This window comes from Peribacillus frigoritolerans (assembly GCF_030676415.1).
GTDB classification, from domain to species: Bacteria; Bacillota; Bacilli; order Bacillales; family DSM-1321; genus Peribacillus; species Peribacillus frigoritolerans_A.
Map to the genome: position 1 here is coordinate 273,585 of NZ_JAUUTW010000001.1, position 15,483 is coordinate 289,067.

18 protein-coding genes are annotated in these 15,483 nt (G+C 44.1%); 8 read left to right on the top strand and 10 right to left on the bottom strand.

The genetic code is table 11. The annotated features are described in order from the left end of the window. Positions 1–28 precede the first annotated feature (28 nt). Both Q8G36_RS01300 and Q8G36_RS01305 read right to left on the bottom strand, forming a co-directional pair. Positions 29–817: a cobalamin-binding protein gene (locus Q8G36_RS01300; protein ID WP_305158605.1), complete on the bottom strand. Its 789-nt coding sequence runs from the start codon at positions 815–817 to the stop codon at positions 29–31. 9 nt (positions 818–826) lie between these two features. After that, a complete protein-coding gene (locus tag Q8G36_RS01305; RefSeq protein ID WP_034310222.1) occupies positions 827–1,309 on the bottom strand; it encodes a divergent PAP2 family protein in 483 nt (160 codons plus the stop codon). Between the two features lie 270 nt (positions 1,310–1,579). Between Q8G36_RS01305 and Q8G36_RS01310 the strand changes: the two genes are divergently transcribed. Beyond that, entirely contained in the window at positions 1,580–3,085 is a 1,506-nt protein-coding gene (locus Q8G36_RS01310; RefSeq protein ID WP_305158606.1) for a leucyl aminopeptidase, read from the top strand. A gap of 60 nt (positions 3,086–3,145) precedes the next feature. Here Q8G36_RS01310 and Q8G36_RS01315 read toward each other — a convergent pair whose 3' ends face one another. After that, positions 3,146–3,535: a hypothetical protein gene (locus Q8G36_RS01315; RefSeq protein WP_305158607.1), complete on the bottom strand. Its 390-nt coding sequence runs from the start codon at positions 3,533–3,535 to the stop codon at positions 3,146–3,148. Positions 3,536–3,785: 250 nt separating this feature from the next. Between Q8G36_RS01315 and Q8G36_RS01320 the strand changes: the two genes are divergently transcribed. The 6 genes from Q8G36_RS01320 to Q8G36_RS01345 all read left to right on the top strand — a co-directional run bounded on the left by Q8G36_RS01320 (position 3,786) and on the right by Q8G36_RS01345 (position 8,689). Further along, positions 3,786–4,535: a GTP cyclohydrolase II gene (locus tag Q8G36_RS01320; RefSeq protein ID WP_305158608.1), complete on the top strand. Its 750-nt coding sequence runs from the start codon at positions 3,786–3,788 to the stop codon at positions 4,533–4,535. A gap of 13 nt (positions 4,536–4,548) precedes the next feature. Continuing rightward, a complete protein-coding gene (ribD, locus tag Q8G36_RS01325) occupies positions 4,549–5,643 on the top strand; it encodes a bifunctional diaminohydroxyphosphoribosylaminopyrimidine deaminase/5-amino-6-(5-phosphoribosylamino)uracil reductase RibD (RefSeq protein ID WP_305158609.1) in 1,095 nt (364 codons plus the stop codon). A gap of 23 nt (positions 5,644–5,666) precedes the next feature. After that, the gene (locus tag Q8G36_RS01330) at positions 5,667–6,764 is read left to right on the top strand and encodes an FAD-dependent monooxygenase (protein ID WP_305158610.1); all 1,098 of its coding nucleotides are present in this window, start codon (positions 5,667–5,669) and stop codon (positions 6,762–6,764) included. Between the two features lie 15 nt (positions 6,765–6,779). Beyond that, positions 6,780–7,343, top strand: coding sequence for a 5' nucleotidase, NT5C type (locus Q8G36_RS01335; protein WP_305158611.1), 564 nt, complete (start codon positions 6,780–6,782; stop codon positions 7,341–7,343). Positions 7,344–7,471: 128 nt separating this feature from the next. Beyond that, on the top strand, positions 7,472–7,870 hold the full coding sequence (locus Q8G36_RS01340) for a hotdog fold thioesterase (protein WP_305158612.1): 399 nt from the start codon (positions 7,472–7,474) through the stop codon (positions 7,868–7,870). 99 nt (positions 7,871–7,969) lie between these two features. Beyond that, positions 7,970–8,689, top strand: coding sequence for an MOSC domain-containing protein (locus Q8G36_RS01345; RefSeq protein ID WP_305158613.1), 720 nt, complete (start codon positions 7,970–7,972; stop codon positions 8,687–8,689). Positions 8,690–8,742: 53 nt separating this feature from the next. On the opposite strand, the gene mnhG is transcribed toward Q8G36_RS01345, so the two are convergent. The 7 genes from mnhG to Q8G36_RS01380 are packed head-to-tail and all read right to left on the bottom strand — an operon-like array spanning position 8,743 to position 14,471. Then, positions 8,743–9,081 carry a monovalent cation/H(+) antiporter subunit G gene (mnhG, locus tag Q8G36_RS01350; RefSeq protein ID WP_048687653.1) on the bottom strand — a complete coding sequence of 113 codons (339 nt, stop codon included), beginning with the start codon at positions 9,079–9,081 and terminating at the stop codon, positions 8,743–8,745. Next, positions 9,065–9,337, bottom strand: a complete 273-nt coding sequence (locus Q8G36_RS01355; RefSeq protein WP_370023645.1) for a Na(+)/H(+) antiporter subunit F1 — start codon at positions 9,335–9,337, stop codon at positions 9,065–9,067. Before Q8G36_RS01355 ends, mnhG begins: the two co-directional genes overlap by 17 nt. An 11-nt stretch (positions 9,338–9,348) precedes the next feature. After that, positions 9,349–9,825, bottom strand: coding sequence for a Na+/H+ antiporter subunit E (locus Q8G36_RS01360; protein WP_305158614.1), 477 nt, complete (start codon positions 9,823–9,825; stop codon positions 9,349–9,351). 6 nt (positions 9,826–9,831) lie between these two features. After that, on the bottom strand, positions 9,832–11,313 hold the full coding sequence (locus Q8G36_RS01365; protein WP_305158615.1) for a Na+/H+ antiporter subunit D: 1,482 nt from the start codon (positions 11,311–11,313) through the stop codon (positions 9,832–9,834). Then, positions 11,306–11,647, bottom strand: a complete 342-nt coding sequence (locus Q8G36_RS01370) for a Na(+)/H(+) antiporter subunit C (protein WP_305158616.1) — start codon at positions 11,645–11,647, stop codon at positions 11,306–11,308. Before Q8G36_RS01370 ends, Q8G36_RS01365 begins: the two co-directional genes overlap by 8 nt. Further along, entirely contained in the window at positions 11,647–12,069 is a 423-nt protein-coding gene (locus Q8G36_RS01375; RefSeq protein WP_053536727.1) for a Na(+)/H(+) antiporter subunit B, read from the bottom strand. Before Q8G36_RS01375 ends, Q8G36_RS01370 begins: the two co-directional genes overlap by 1 nt. Further along, entirely contained in the window at positions 12,066–14,471 is a 2,406-nt protein-coding gene (locus Q8G36_RS01380) for a Na+/H+ antiporter subunit A (RefSeq protein ID WP_305158617.1), read from the bottom strand. The genes Q8G36_RS01375 and Q8G36_RS01380 overlap by 4 nt, the downstream gene beginning before the upstream one ends. A gap of 418 nt (positions 14,472–14,889) precedes the next feature. Between Q8G36_RS01380 and Q8G36_RS01385 the strand changes: the two genes are divergently transcribed. Then, positions 14,890–15,081 (top strand): DUF5366 family protein, encoded by a 192-nt coding sequence (locus Q8G36_RS01385; RefSeq protein WP_305158618.1) that lies wholly within the window; start codon positions 14,890–14,892, stop codon positions 15,079–15,081. Positions 15,082–15,483 lie beyond the last annotated feature (402 nt).

Below are 15,483 nucleotides of genomic sequence, written 5' to 3' on the forward strand. Positions count from 1 at the left end.
TTTGATTGTCTGTTTCATTGGAACGCCCTTAGGCCATGCTTTTGTAGGCTTCAGGATGCAAGGTCTTTGCCAATTTGGAAAGCCCATCCAGTAAACGCGGGGAAGGCCGGCAGAATAAAGGTTCTTCCATGATGTGAATATTGTTATTCCGGACCGCCTTCATATCGGTCCACCCTTTCCGTTTCTTGACCAGTTCTGGGTTTACTTTTCGTAAAGGGACACCGACCCAAGCTAAGCAAATATGGTCGGGATCCTTTTTTTGGACCTCTTCGGAAGTGACTTGGATGCTTGCCATGTCGACATCTTCGAAAAGGTTATATCCTCCTGCAAGCCGGCTGATCTCGGATAACCAATTAACTCCCCCTGGGCTGAATAAGGGATTAGGCCACCATTCCCAATACAGGGACGGCTTTGTTTCGATTTTGTCGGCGACGTTTTTATATTGAAGGATGGCCTCACGGAATTTGGCAGCCTGTTCCTCTGCTTTTTCCTTAAGATCCATGGCCTCGCCCAAGGTCAGTAAATCTTTTGCGATATCTTCAAGTGATTGCGGGTTGAAGATGATATGAGGGATGTTCCGTTCTTTTAGCCCCTCAACATTTTTTTCCATGCCCGGTACACTCAGTGAAGCCAGCACCAAATCGGGTTTGAGTGATTCTACATGATCAATATCAATCGATAAATCGGGCCCCACCTTAGGAAGGTGCTGTATGGTTTCAGGCCAATCAGAGTAGTCATCGATGGCGATCAGCTGATCTTCAATCCCTAGATATGTGCAAAGTTCCGTATTGCTGGGGCAAAGAGAGATTATTTTCAAATTGAACACCTACCCTTGAAAGATGAAAAAGTGAAGTGCCAGTGCAATGAATACTCCGGTCAAGGCTCCGAAAAATACCTCGATTGGCTTATGGCCCAACAGTTCCTTTAATTGTTGCTGTTTCTGTTTATCTGCTTTTTTCTGCCAGTTTTTTGCTTGCTCGACAAATGTATTGAAGTCGGTAACGAGCTGGTTCAAGACGGCTGCCTGTTCTCCTGCCTGCCGTCTCACTCCTGTCGCATCGAACATCGTGATGATTGCAAAGATCGCGGCAACTGCAAATACAGGGGAATCCATTCCGGTTTCGATCCCTACCGCTACGGTTAGGGCTGACACGGCCGCAGAGTGGGAGCTTGGCATACCGCCTGTGGAGTTAATGAGTGACCAGTTCACTTTACGAAATGCTATGAAGTGGATGGGCACTTTAATGAATTGAGCAAAGAAAATGGCAATCAATGCTGCGATTAAAGGGAAGTTGAGTAATAATTCCAAGAGTATCAGCCTTCTTTCTAGTTATAAGTAAAGATGAAATCCATATATGGGTAAATGCATCCTGCTCGGAATAAGGCCCTTATTATTAGTTCCATTCAGTCCTGTCGATTCCCTGCTGGCATAAGTATAAATATGATCTTTCTTATACTATTACTCTAAAGTCACCCATTCTAAACTATATCCCTTGTTATTATTATTTTCGCGGGCCTTATTCGAAAATTTTTGAAGATTTCGTTATAATGAATGTAATCGAATGGAGGAGGTAGCAGAATGTTCTTAGTAAAAGATTCCTTGAATATAGATTTGATTGACGAATGCTTGATTCTAGGCGTATTTGACAGACCCGTAAAATTTACAGGGATAGGAAAAGAAGCGGATGAACGATTGGACGGCCAGCTAACAGAGTTAGTGAAAGCCGGAGAAATCTCTTCCAAGAGAAAAGCAGTGGTCAAAATACATACATTAGGTAAATTAAGCGTAAAGAGGTTGATTTTTGTAGGGTTGGGCAAGGAAAAGGAGCTATCCTTTGAAACCCTCCGCGAAGCGTTGGGAAAAGCGCGTAAGACGATTAAAGAATCCAAGATTACGACTCTTTCGATCGCTTTGGATACATTCACGACCGAAAACCTGGATGCATTGGACGCAGCGCATGCTTGTTCCGAGGCTTTCGAACTTGCTTCCTATAAATTTGACGGATACAAGCAAAAATCGAACCAGGTCGAAAAAAGCCTTGAATCGATTACGGTTTACAGTGAATTTGATCAAGAAGAGGTCGGTGCCGCGCTTCATGTAGGGAGAATCTTCGGAAGGGCGACGAACTCAGCCAGAACATTGGTCAACACACCAGGCAATTTGTTGACTTCCACGGATATGGCGGATTATTCATCTGCCTTGGGCGAACGTTATGGTTTTGAAGTGGAGATACTCGAAAAGGAAGATATGCTCAAGTTGGGAATGGGCGCACTCCTTGCTGTCAATAAAGGTTCGGTCGAGCCTCCGAAAATGATTGTCCTGAAGTATCAAGGTAAGGATGAATGGAAGGATGTTATCGGGTTGGTCGGTAAAGGCATCACATTCGATACGGGTGGATACTCATTGAAAACGAAGGCTGGAATCGTTGGAATGAAGACGGATATGGGCGGTGCGGCAGCTGTTTTAGGTGCCATGGAAATTATCGGCGAATTGGGACCGGACCAAAATGTCGTGGCTGTCATTCCTTCCACTGATAACATGATCAGCGGTGATGCATTCAAGCCGGATGATGTGATCACTGCCATGAGCGGCAAGACGATAGAGGTATTGAATACGGATGCGGAAGGCCGTCTGGTTTTGGCGGATGCCATGACTTACGCTAAACATCATGGTGCTGACTATCTTATTGACGTTGCCACTTTAACGGGTGGTGTCATAACGGCGCTGGGCATGGATATGACAGGTGCAATGACAAATGACACGGAATTCTATGAACAAGTGGTCAAAGCCTCAGAGGAGGCCGGGGAGCCCATTTGGAGATTGCCGATTACAGAAAAGGATAAAGAGCGGGTACGCAATAGTAAAATAGCGGATTTGAATAATTCACCTGGAGGGGCAGGACATGCGATCATGGGCGGGGCCTTCATCGGCGAATTTGCCGAAGACACTCCGTGGGTACATCTGGATATTGCTGGAACATCCACAACCTCGAGCAGCTCCGAATTGTGCACGGCAGGGGCTACCGGTGTCATGGCACGGACGCTTGCACTATTGGTTGAAACCTTTGAATCGAAAACAAGATGAACCCAAATATCCGAAGCCGAAAAAAAGGCTTCGGTTTTTTTACCAAAAAGGTGTTGGACGTTATGCATCCCTCCATTTCAAGCTGACGATGATATGACAATTTTCTTCCCCTGCTTTAGGATAGAAATCAAAACGAATCCCATCGGGGTTATACGTGATATCAGGTTCGTTCTTAATTCCTATCTGTCGGATCATATCGATCACGACACTCGTTTTCGATGCTTGGGCAGCAGTCATCAACCGGTTCGAGAAAGGCTTGGATGTGGCTAAAGTATCCATGACTTTTTTTACATCAAGCATTAAAGATTGCGAGGTCTTTGCCGATTTAACTAGCAGATCTGGATTGGTTGCCGAGTAGGGACGCAATGTTCCTTCCCGTTCCCGATTCATTACGCCGGCGTGAGGAGGAAATAGGATAGGGTCATATAAAAAATAAGGGAAATCCTCCAAAAGGTTTCCCTCCTTTCCTTAAGTCTGTCTATAGACACATTTTCGTCATACGTTAAAATATGTATAAAGGCCAGCCGATATGATAGCGTGAATGACCTTTCTTCTGCAAAAAAACTTCTTGAAAATTATGATCAAAGACACACTATTGTTTGTAAACTGCTTCATTGACAGGTATAGTGTATAGTAATATACTTACTTACCTAAAGTAAGGAGAAGGCACACTATAAATTATAAAATAGGTGATGTTAACATGAAAATAACCCAGGAAACAAAAGACCTTTTAATAGATAAAATGAATATCATCAAAACCCCGGGGAAAGCTGATATATGCCTTGTCGGGCCTGTGAACCTGCCTGTTGAACAAGGAGATTTCTCAACGGTTTTCCAATGGTATACATGGCTTCAGCTTGACGGCGCGGATAATGACAAGGAGGCGGTGCTTGATTCGCTTTCGGAAGCCAACCTCGCTTTTGGACAACAATCCTCCGTCTTGGTGTATGGTGATTTTAAAAAGTCGGAGGATGCACTTGTCCGGATGCATAGCATCTGTCACACAGGTGATATCTTCGGCAGTAAACGCTGTGATTGCGGCTACCAGCTCCACCAATCGATGAAGATGATTGCCGAGCATGGGTGCGGGGCCATTTTTTACCTTGCGGACCATGAAGGAAGGGGGATTGGCCTATTTTCAAAATCACTTGCCTATTTGCTTCAGCAGGAAGGTTATGACACGGTCGAGGCGAATGAAGCTTTAGGATTCCAAGACGATACGCGATCTTACGAGGGAGCCATTCGCGTGTTAAGGGAACTGCGCGAGGATCCGGTGACTTTAATCACGAATAACCCCAAAAAGCTGGATGCCCTCATGAAGCATGGACTTGCGGCAAAGGACCATATCCCGCTTTGGGGCGGTTTGACGGAAGATAATAGTTTCTATCTGGATACAAAGGTTAAGAAGTCTGGACATATTCCCCAAAAGAAGCCAACTTTGATTGTATAAGGAGAGCTATAGTATGAATGATGATCAATATTACATGAAGCTGGCACTGGATTTGGCGGCCAGTGCAAAAGGAAAGACGAATCCAAATCCAGTGGTCGGTGCAGTCATAGTCAAAGACGGTGTGATAGCCGGGACAGGAATCCACCGTAAAGCGGGTGAACCGCATGCGGAAGTACATGCTTTCAAAATGGCGGGTGAGTATGCAGGAGGTGCAACGCTATATGTGACTCTTGAGCCTTGTTCCCATTATGGAAAGACACCTCCTTGTGCAAATTTGGTGAAAGAATCAGGTGTCCGGCGGGTTGTTGTGGCTACTCAAGATCCGAATCCGGAAGTAGCCGGCAGAGGGATATCGATCCTAAAGGATGCTGGCATTGAAGTGGAAGTTGGCGTCCTGGAAAAGGAAGCTCAAAGGCTGAATGAGCGTTTTATTCACAATATGCTGACGAATCGCCCATTTGTCATATCGAAGTATGCGATGACGCTCGATGGAAAACTTGCAACCCACACAGGCCATTCAAAATGGATAACAGGAGAAGAATCACGTCATTCCGTTCATTTGCTTCGTGATGAGGTGGATGCCATTCTAGTTGGTATCGGGACTGTGTTGGCCGATGATCCATCACTCACGACCAGACTTCCGGAGGGCGGAGGGAAAAATCCGATCCGGATCATTTTAGACAGTGAATTACGGGTTCCCTTGGATGCCAATGTTGTACAAGTATCAGATGCGAAAACCTTGATCGTAACGCAGGAAAATGCACCTGCGGATAAAATGGGCCTTTTACGTGAAAAAGGGATCGAATTCATTTTCGTTCCCAAAAACGAGACGGGACTGAATCTAAGGGCTTTGATGGAAGAGCTGTATAAAAAGGGGATTACGGATGTCTTGCTGGAAGGCGGAAGCGAAGTTAATGCCTCTTTCCTTAGGGAAGGGCTCATTGATAAATACTTGATTTATATAGCCCCTAAACTATTGGGCGGAAGAAACTCACTAACACCGTATACTGGAATGAATGTGGATACGATGGATGAAGCGATGGATGTTTCCTTCTCTGGCGTGGAAACGTTTGGTGAGGACATACGCATCACGGCTTATCCTAAATAAAAATAGACAACAGGTGAAGAGGCATGTTGGTTAAAACAGATGTATGCATAGTCGGATCAGGTCCTGGGGGAGCCCTGCTGGCTTACCTATTGGCCAAGCAGGGCATTTCAGTCGTTTTGCTTGAAAGGCATTCTGAGGTTTCAAGTGAGTTCAGGGGCGAGTTCTTGAACGATGAAGGAGAGGGCATTCTTAAAAAGCACGGTTTATTCGAGAGTGTGGAAAGACTTGGCTTGCTTAGGATGGAACAAATTGAATATTGGAATGACGGCCACATATATAAAAGCATTTACCCTGAATGGCCTGTCGATCATGTTGGGATACATGTCCCTCAAAATCATCTGCTTACAGCTATATTGAATGAAGCCGAAAAGCTGGACTCTTTTCAATTGATGATGAATACGAGGGTTACGGACTTGATACAGAATGAAATGGGCCGTTTTACGGGTGTCAAGGCTCGAAAAGGCGGAAATGACCTGGAAGTGCAAAGTTCATTGATAATCGGAGCGGACGGCAGATTTTCCATCGTTAGAAAAAAAGCGGGAATCCCAGTAGTGATTAAAGATCATGGCTATGATTTACTGTGGGCAAAAATTCCTGCTCCGGAGGGGTGGAAGCCTTCGATCAAGATGACATTGGTAAATGGCTCACAGGTTGCCCTCTTCACTCAGGCTGGAGGTTACATCCAAATTGGCTGGAATATAGAGCATGGTTCATTTTCCCATTTGCGAAAACAGCATTTTGATCCATTCATTGAAGATTTGCTTTTTGCCTTTCCTGAATTAAAAAAGGTTGTGTGTGAAAATATCCGCTCTTGGCAGGACTTCATTTTATTGGATGTTTACAGCAGCTATTGTGAAACGTGGACAAAGGATGGCGTTGCTTTATTAGGTGATGCTGCCCATACGATGACACCTACAGGTGCGTTCGGCCTCAATTGTGCCATGAAGGATGCCGATATATTAGCCGAGCTTATTTCTGGATGCATCCGGCAGGAGGATACTGGCTTCCTTGGACTGAAAATGGCTGAGCCGGAAAGAAAAGCCGAAATTGAAAGATTACAGGCCATTCAGGTGGACAAGGAAATTTCCTTCGCATCACAGTTTGCCGCAGCTTATGTTTAAATAGGAGTGAAGGATATGAAATTCGGTTTTGATATTGACGATACCCTTATTAACTTGAGGGAGTTCGCGTTCCATCTTTATAATGAAAAGCTTAATACGAACATAGAGTTAACGAAATTCAGAGCTTTAAAGACGTTGGAGATCCATGAAGCTTTCGGGCTTGATAAAGAGGCTGGGGGCGAGATGTGGAACAGCCTTGCCGATGAAGTGTACTATTCATCATGTCCAGCCTTCGAGGGCGCAGTGGAAACGCTGCAGGAGCTTGAACGCGATGGCCATGAAATCTACTACATCACCGCCAGAAAAGCGGAGCATGGTGAACGGACGAAGAAATGGCTGATTGAAAATGGCTTTCCGGTTAAGGATGACCATTTTTACTGCGGGATGAAGGATCATGAAAAAATTGATACGATCCGCAAATTGGAATTGGATTATTATTTTGATGATAAACCGGCAGTGTTGGAAACTTTATTGGATATTCCAACGAAAGTGTATGCAATCGATAACTCCTATAACAGGGAATTGGATATCCCAAGACTGACAAGCTGGTTTGAATTAAAAGAAATCCTCTCCAAATAATACAATTCACATTATTGACGGATGACTTGATAGACTTGGGTCATCCTTTTTTTGTATACTAATATGAATAGTGATTCATTTTGTTGATGTAAATAGCAGGAAAAAACATGAGAGTTGGGGGTATTGGGATGGAGAGAAATATTGAAAAGTCATTGATAGGCACGCTGGGGATAGAAATGAAAGAAGTCGGTGATGGGAAAGTCATTGCGACGATGCCGGTGGATGAACGAACTAGGCAGCCGTATGGTTTGTTGCATGGGGGAGCGTCCGTTGCCCTTGCGGAATCTGTTGCAAGCTTTGGCGGAATGCAGCTGGTAGATAGCACAAAACAAGCTGTCGTCGGCCTTGAAATCAATGCCAATCATGTAAGGGGCGTCCGTTCCGGTTTTGTTACCGCTGAAGGGAACATCATCCATCGCGGGAAGACGACGATGGTGTGGGACGTGAAAATCCGTGATGAAGAAGATCATCTTATCTGCATTTCACGCTGTACATTGGCCGTTATCGACTTATCAAAGTCAAAGTGAATCAAAAGAACAATCGCGGATAAAGTGGCGTAATGATTCTACAGTGTCAGGTCTAAGTATAATATGGCAGTAGACTATTGTATGAAAAGAGGTTTTTTTATGCTGGTGGGTCATATACAAGAAATCACCCGTCATCCTGTAAAATCATTCACTGGTGAACAGGTACAGAAAACGAAGGTGATGGACTATGGACTATATGGAGATCGCAGCCATGCCTTTAAAGACAAAAATGGGAAGTTCCTGACGATAACCCAAGTACCGGAAATGGTCCGTTATCAAGCTGTTTTTTCTGGAAAGGAAACGCTTGACCAATATCCGGAAATCAAAGTGAAGACCCCTTCAGGAAGCGTACTGACATGGGGAGAGGAAGCCTTTCAGGAGGAAATGGAACGGTTGTTAAAACAGGAGGCAGTACCCGTTGTTTATCACCCTGCACATATTCCTTTAGGTGCGATTGAAGAAGAAAACATCCTGCTTGTCAGTGATGCTTCGATTGGAGAATTGACAAAGCTTTGGGGAAAAGAACTGGATGGCAGGAGATTCAGACAAAATTTAGTGCTATCCTTAGTGAACAAAACGCCCTTTTTAGAAGAGCAATGGTTCGGAAAAAGGATGCTAATCGGAAATGAAGTAGAATTGGAGATCAAAAGGTATTGTGAGCGTTGTATGATCATAACTGTCGATCCAAGCGACTCCCAGAGAGATCCATCACTCCTGAAAACTGTCGTCAAGGAAAGGGAAAATCATTTTGGCGTATATGCCTCGGTCATGCAAACAGGTGAAATCAGAGTGGGCGACCAGGTATTTTTAAAAGATTGAAACAGAAAAGAGCTGCTCCTGTAATCAGGGCAGCTCTTTTGCAATGGCAGGGATCACCGGGTTTTCTTTAAATCATCCTGGACACTCCGATCCCACATTTTTACGCCAGTATGATAAGCCGAGCGCATGATTAAATGTCCGGCAACAGGACTGGTCATGAAGATGAAGATGATCGCGAGCACGACCCGGAAATCGAAATGGCTATGTTTATAATAAAAATATAACAAGGTGCCGATCAGGATGAACATGATTCCAAGTGTCGAGCTTTTTGAGGCAGCGTGATTTCTTGTATAGACGTCGGGCAGCCGGATGATGCCGAAAGCCGAGACTAAAAAGAGAAAGACTCCCATTAATAGGAATAGGGCCGATAGGATTTCAACGATTGCGGTCATCTTCGATTATCTCCCCTTTCTCAAGGAATTTGGCGAAAGCGACCGTTCCGATGAAAGATAGAATTCCGAGCAGAAGAATAGCTTCCAGATATGCGCTTGTATCCATGACAATGGAGGCAAGTGCAACGATTGCGATAAGATTGATTCCCATTGCATCGAGTGCGATGACCCGATCCGGCACGGAAGGCCCTTTGATTAAACGGTATAAGAATCCAATCATGGAAAGCGAAACACCGAGCAACGCGATTTTAAGCATTAGATCGAACATTATTTGCCCACCTCCATAATCGCTTTTTCAAATGTATTTTTAATGCTGTCAACAGCCTCTTCCTTGTCGGCAATATCCATCGCGTGGATATAAAGAATCCGATTATCTTCCGATACTTCAACGACAAGTGTTCCTGGTGTCAGTGTAATTAAATTCGATAGTATCGTAATTTCCCAATCCTTGGTCAGCACGGTTTCAAATGCGAATATGCCAGGCCTCATATCCAGACTCGGTTTAAGCACGGCCTTAAGGACGCTAATGTTGGAAAGTATGAGTTCCCTTGCGAATATGAGCAGCAATAGAACGACGGCATTCACCCTTTTCAAGTAAAAACGATCATTGAAAAAATGACGGAAGACGAACATGATGCCGAGCCCCAATATATATCCGATGATAAAAGTGCTCCCGTTAAACTCATTTTTCAAAAACATCCAGATAACCGCAAGGAACACATTCAGTAAAATTTGGAATGACATCAGGCACTACTCCTTTAAAACCGCTTTGTTATAAATTTCGGGATTCATTAATGCATCTACAGCTTGTGTAATGAATGGGTAAATCGATTCTGTTCCTACTCCGAATAAAATGGAAATGATCACGAGGAGGGCAGCAGGAACCAGCATTTTATTCACCGTTTCATTAGGTAAGGCATAATCAGCTTTTGGTGTTCCCCAAAAGCCATTCATGAATATTTTCATGACGGAATATAGGACCATCAAGCTTGAAAGCAAGACAACGGCCATTCCGAAGTAGGCTCCTTTTTCTGCAGCTCCTTGAAGAATCAGGAGCTTGCCGGCAAAACCGCTGAACGGGGGAATCCCCGCCAATGATATGGCAGCTATGAAGAAGGTCCATGCAACGGCCGGATATTGCTTGATCAAGCCGCCCATGTCCCGCAAATCATCCGATCCGCTGATTTTGATCATGATGCCAACGAGCAGGAAGAGTGCAGCCTTGATGAGCATGTCATGAATGATATAGAGAATGGACCCCGATAAGCCCTGTTCATTCATGATGGAGATTCCGAATAGGATAACCCCGACGGCGATGATGATATTGTAAATGATGATTTTTTTAACATCCCAATAGGCTATCGCACCAATGACACCGATGATGATAGTCAAGATTGCAAGTATCGCAAGGAAAGTATGGGTGAAATCCTGGTCATGATAAAACATGAGTGTATAAGTCCTGAAAATGGAATATATCCCGACCTTTGTCAGCAATGCCCCGAATAGAGCCATCACTGGAATGGGCGGAGCATAATAGGACCCTGGCAGCCATTGGAAGAGCGGGAAAATGGCTCCCTTCAAACCGAATACGATCAGAAATCCAATCGCTATTACCGAGATGATTCCAGGTTGGTTGACTTCCGTTATCCTTTGGCTGATGTCCGCCATGTTCAATGTTCCTAGAACTGAATAAAGATACGCCACCATGATGACGAAAAAGGAAGAGGAAAGCACATTGACGATAATATACTTCAATGATTCCCTCAGTTGGATTTTCGTCCCTCCCAGTACCAGCAGCACGTAGGAAGCCATCAGCATGACTTCGAAGAATACGAATAGATTGAAAAGATCCCCCGTAAGGAAAGCACCGTTTACTCCAATCAGCAAAAATTGAAATACAGGATAATAATAATGTCTTTCACGTTCTTCCCCTATGGAGTAAAACGAGTAAAGCAGTATAGCCAATCCAATGACATTCGTGGTCAGTACCAGCAGCGAAGAAAGCATATCTGCGACGATCACGATCCCGAATGGCGCCTCCCAGCTGCCGACACCTAAAGTCAAGATCCCTTGAGTATGGACCGTAAACACTAGATAAAGGGAAATTACAATTCCGATAAGAGAGGAAGTAAGGGATATCCCTCTTTGCAGCTTGACTTTTTTTGCAAAGAAAATGAGCAGGATGCCTGTAAAAAGCGGCCATAAAACAGGCATGAAAGTAAGATTATTCATTCGTCTCAGTACCTCTCATTTCTTCCATGTCATCCGTACCAAGTTCCTGGTAGGTCCGATAAGCGAGTACCAGCAGAAATGATGTGACTCCGAAACTGATGACGATCGCCGTCAAGATAAGTGCTTGCGGAAGCGGATCGACATAAGATGCTGCTTTATCACTTAGCAATGGAACGGAATCGCCTTTCAAACCGCCCATCGTCAAAATCAAAAGGTGGGCGCCGTGACTGAGCAGCCCTGTACCGATTATGATTCTTAAAATGCTTTTTGAAAGCATTAAATAGGTCGCACACATAAATAGTATTCCAATCACAATGGCCATTAAAAGTTCCATTATTCACTCTCCCCTATCGTTTGAATAATGGTCATCGTTACACCAACAACCACAAGATAAACACCCAGATCAAAAAGTACCGCAGTATGAAGCGAGATGTGCCCAAGAAGCGGTAAATCAACATATTGATAAACATGTGTCATGAGGGGCACCCCGAAAAATAGCCCGCCGGCTACGGTCAGGCTTGATATGAACAAGCCTGACCCGATCATTAATTTATAGTCAATCGGCAGGATGCCGGTGACGGTTTTAATGTCGAAAGCGAGCAACAGCAGGACAATGGCGGCCGAAGTCATTAAACCGCCGACAAACCCGCCTCCTGGCGAATAATGCCCTCCTAAAAAGATGGCTACCGCAAACAGCAAGATAACAAAGGCGGCGACTTTCGTAACCGTTTGGAGAATCAGGTCATTTTGCTTCATGATTTATCTTTTCCCCCTGTCAAACGCAATTTGATCATCGCGAATATTCCGAGTGCAGCGATGGAAAGGACACTGATTTCAAACATCGTATCAAGTCCGCGGAAGTCAACAAGAATGACATTTACGACGTTTTTCCCGCCTGCTTCCTTATAAGCATTTTCAAGATAGTAATTGGATATGGAATCAAATAGTTTATTGCTATGTGCCGATAAGGCAATCAATGTCACGATGACTCCTACACCAATGGATATCAGGGCATTATTCAACTTGAATGTCATCCGTTCTTCCTTTCTGCTTGCCATTAACGGAAGGTGGAAGAAACAGAGCAAAAACAGCGCTACCGAAATCGTTTCGATGACTAGTTGAGTCAGGGCTAAGTCCGGTGCCCGCAGCAAAACGAAAAATAAGGAAATCGTATAACCGACGGCTCCTAAGATGATAATGGAAGTTAAACGGGATCTTGCAAACAGAATGGCGATCGAGCCAATCACGATGATCGCAGCCAATACCAATTCATATATGCCGATCGGGGCAAAATTCCCTGTATCCAATTTAAATGCATCCTTCCAATAGAGCGTAAAGCCCAAGGAAAGAATGAAGAAAAGGAAGATTGAAAGCAGATACGTCCGAATCGAACCTGTCATTAATACTTTCATGACGGAGGAAGCTGAGCGTTCGAGCCCTCTTACCCCGTTATCATACAAAGCATTCAGGGATATACGTTCAGGAATCCACTGAGTGATCTTCTGCCACTTCGGAAGCATCTTGTATAAAAGAATTCCAAATGCTATGATGCCGATGGTCATCCATACTTCAGGTTGGAATCCATGCCAGAAGGTGATATGGACTTGGAAATCCGGATCCACCAAGCTTGGCTGTATGCCGGCTACCGCAGGTTTAATGATCGACGAAGATAGCAAGTTTGGAAAAATACCGAAAACGATGACCAACGAAGCAAGGATGATCGGAGAAATTAACATTCCGATCGGTGCTTCATGGGGCTTCTTGTCCAATAGGTGTAACTGAAGTTTGCCTGTAAAGGGTTTGAGCACGACGATCATGCTATAAATAAACGTGAATACACTGGCAACCCATGCCAGCACAGGGAACAGCACGCCCCATGTCTCCATATTGAAGATATTCAGTTTCAGTACATCCACCATGCTGGCCAAGAACATTTCTTTACTTAAAAAACCATTGAAGGGCGGAAGGCCGGCCATTGAAAAAGCACCTATTACGGCGACGGTGAAAGTAATCGGCATCAACTGCATCAATCCGCCAAGCTTTCTGATATCGCGCGTACCAGTTTCATGATCAATGATGCCTGCAACCATGAAAAGGCTGCCTTTAAAGGTCGCATGATTAATCAAGTGGAATACTGCTGCAACCGTGGCTGCCAAGTATATATTTTCCCCCAACGCTTCATAGTGGAGTGCCGCCGCACCAAGTCCCAAAAGCGACATGATCAATCCGAGCTGACTGATGGTGGAAAAAGCGAGAATCCCCTTCAAATCAGTCTGCTTGATTGCAGAGAATGAGCCCCAGAACAGGGTGATCAATCCGACGATTGAAACGAGCCAGAACCATAATCCTGATTCCGCAAAAACAGGGCTTAATCGGGCAACCAAATAAATACCAGCCTTGACCATTGTGGCGGAATGAAGGTAAGCACTGACGGGTGTAGGGGCTTCCATCGCATCAGGAAGCCAGATATGGAACGGGAACTGTGCGGATTTAGTGAACGCACCAAGCAGCACAAGCAAAAGTGCAGGAATGAAGAGCGAGTGGTCCATAAGTTCCCCGCTTTGGGCAATCAATTCACGTATGCTGAATGTGTTCCCCATAATGGAAAGGAGAATGATGCCCCCAAGCATGCTTAAGCCTCCAAGCACAGTGATCAGCAGGGATTTCTGTGCTCCATAACGTGAACGCTCCCTTTCATTCCAATATCCTATCAATAGAAAAGATGATAAACTCGTGAATTCCCAAAACGAATAAAGGACAATTAGATTATCGGATAGGACGACACCAAGCATCGCTCCCATGAATAGTAAAAGGAAGACGTAAAATTGGTTCAGCCTTTCTTTCTCTTTCGATAAATAGAAAATTGAATACAGAACGACGAGTGAACCTATACCTGTAATGAGCAAGGCGAACAAAAGCCCCAGTCCATCGACATAGAAATCAATATGAATTCCGAGAGAAGGAATCCATGTTGCCCTTTCCGTAATGATATCCCCTTGTTTGGTCAAGGAAATGATCCTTGAAAAATAGGTGAAAAGGATAATCGGTAAAATCAATACAAACCATCCTGTATGTATTTGTCGAAATAGTTTGTACAATATTGGTACAATAAGTGCTAATAGAAACGGTGATAATACCGCCCAATGAAGTAAAGACATAAACTCCCCCCTTTTTTAAACGAAGTCAGTCGTCTTATTATGCATTTTTCGCGCAATCCTAGACGTTAGGAAATCTTCGTTGAATATGTATTTTTTTATCGAATACTTGTCTCGCTTAAAAGTATAACGCAATTTATGTGGGTTTGCATGGCTTTAAAAACGGTGAAGGCCAACTTGAATGATGTTTATATATAGGTAGAAAAGTAGGGGGAAACGTCCTGAAAAAATTATTAAAAAAAGTTTTTCAAGGGTGAATTAGAGTATCCATTGTGGAATGGTGGATTATCTTGCATTGCATTGTATAGGATAAAAGACCCGTGGATGGAGAAATCATGAAAAACACATATGTACTTAGCTATTTACCAATCATTCCAATCCTATTATTCAGCCTCTCCTTTTCCATTTATGGGAAATGCAAATGCTCAAGTTATTTGGAAATTCGGGAATCTGCCAAGGGATGCTGGAGTTTTTTTCTGAAACCGGCATCAAGCTGGCGCTGCTGATCGTATTGCTCCTATTATTCTTCATGGTTTTTACCGTATTGAAGCTGATCTCTGATACGATATTGGAGCTTTCTTTATTATTATTTTCCAAGGGATCCGGAGGGTAAAGCCCTGAAAAGTGTAAGTAAGGGATCTGTCATATATGTGATTGGCAGTGCCTGTTCATTGTTAAGTGAGCTGCAATAGCTTGCTCCGCTAATGGGCTGATCAAGGTCAGCATCCCTTTCTTCTAATAGGGGGCATAATCGAGTAGCGGCTTAATGGCTGACCCTGGCTGACTATAACTTTGGTATGCCCGATTGAAAGAATTTTTTTTATAATCTTTTCCCCCAATCAAAGAGACAAGCTCGTGCGTATGATGCTGTATAACCACTAAAGCTCCCTCGATATCATTGACACCGATTTTTGATTGTACAGCAGTCTTTGACTGTGTTTGCAGCTTAGTATCGAGTGCGGTATGTGGTTACACCGGAATTCAAAAGCTTTTCGACCTTTTTATCCAGCTCAGC

Excerpts from the sequence above, each read along its gene's own strand:
- Q8G36_RS01310 (WP_305158606.1), top strand. The coding sequence starts at position 1,580 with ATGTTCTTAGTAAAAGATTCCTTGAATATAGATTTGATTGACGAATGC.
- Q8G36_RS01320 (WP_305158608.1), top strand. The coding sequence starts at position 3,786 with ATGAAAATAACCCAGGAAACAAAAGACCTTTTAATAGATAAAATGAAT.
- ribD (WP_305158609.1), top strand. The coding sequence starts at position 4,549 with ATGAATGATGATCAATATTACATGAAGCTGGCACTGGATTTGGCGGCC.
- Q8G36_RS01330 (WP_305158610.1), top strand. The coding sequence starts at position 5,667 with ATGTTGGTTAAAACAGATGTATGCATAGTCGGATCAGGTCCTGGGGGA.
- Q8G36_RS01335 (WP_305158611.1), top strand. The coding sequence starts at position 6,780 with ATGAAATTCGGTTTTGATATTGACGATACCCTTATTAACTTGAGGGAG.
- Q8G36_RS01340 (WP_305158612.1), top strand. The coding sequence starts at position 7,472 with ATGGAGAGAAATATTGAAAAGTCATTGATAGGCACGCTGGGGATAGAA.
- Q8G36_RS01345 (WP_305158613.1), top strand. The coding sequence starts at position 7,970 with ATGCTGGTGGGTCATATACAAGAAATCACCCGTCATCCTGTAAAATCA.
- mnhG (WP_048687653.1), bottom strand. The coding sequence starts at position 9,081 with ATGACCGCAATCGTTGAAATCCTATCGGCCCTATTCCTATTAATGGGA.
- Q8G36_RS01355 (WP_370023645.1), bottom strand. The coding sequence starts at position 9,337 with ATGCTTAAAATCGCGTTGCTCGGTGTTTCGCTTTCCATGATTGGATTC.
- Q8G36_RS01360 (WP_305158614.1), bottom strand. The coding sequence starts at position 9,825 with ATGTCATTCCAAATTTTACTGAATGTGTTCCTTGCGGTTATCTGGATG.
- Q8G36_RS01365 (WP_305158615.1), bottom strand. The coding sequence starts at position 11,313 with ATGAATAATCTTACTTTCATGCCTGTTTTATGGCCGCTTTTTACAGGC.
- Q8G36_RS01370 (WP_305158616.1), bottom strand. The coding sequence starts at position 11,647 with ATGGAACTTTTAATGGCCATTGTGATTGGAATACTATTTATGTGTGCG.
- Q8G36_RS01375 (WP_053536727.1), bottom strand. The coding sequence starts at position 12,069 with ATGAAGCAAAATGACCTGATTCTCCAAACGGTTACGAAAGTCGCCGCC.
- Q8G36_RS01380 (WP_305158617.1), bottom strand. The coding sequence starts at position 14,471 with ATGTCTTTACTTCATTGGGCGGTATTATCACCGTTTCTATTAGCACTT.
- Q8G36_RS01385 (WP_305158618.1), top strand. The coding sequence starts at position 14,890 with ATGCTCAAGTTATTTGGAAATTCGGGAATCTGCCAAGGGATGCTGGAG.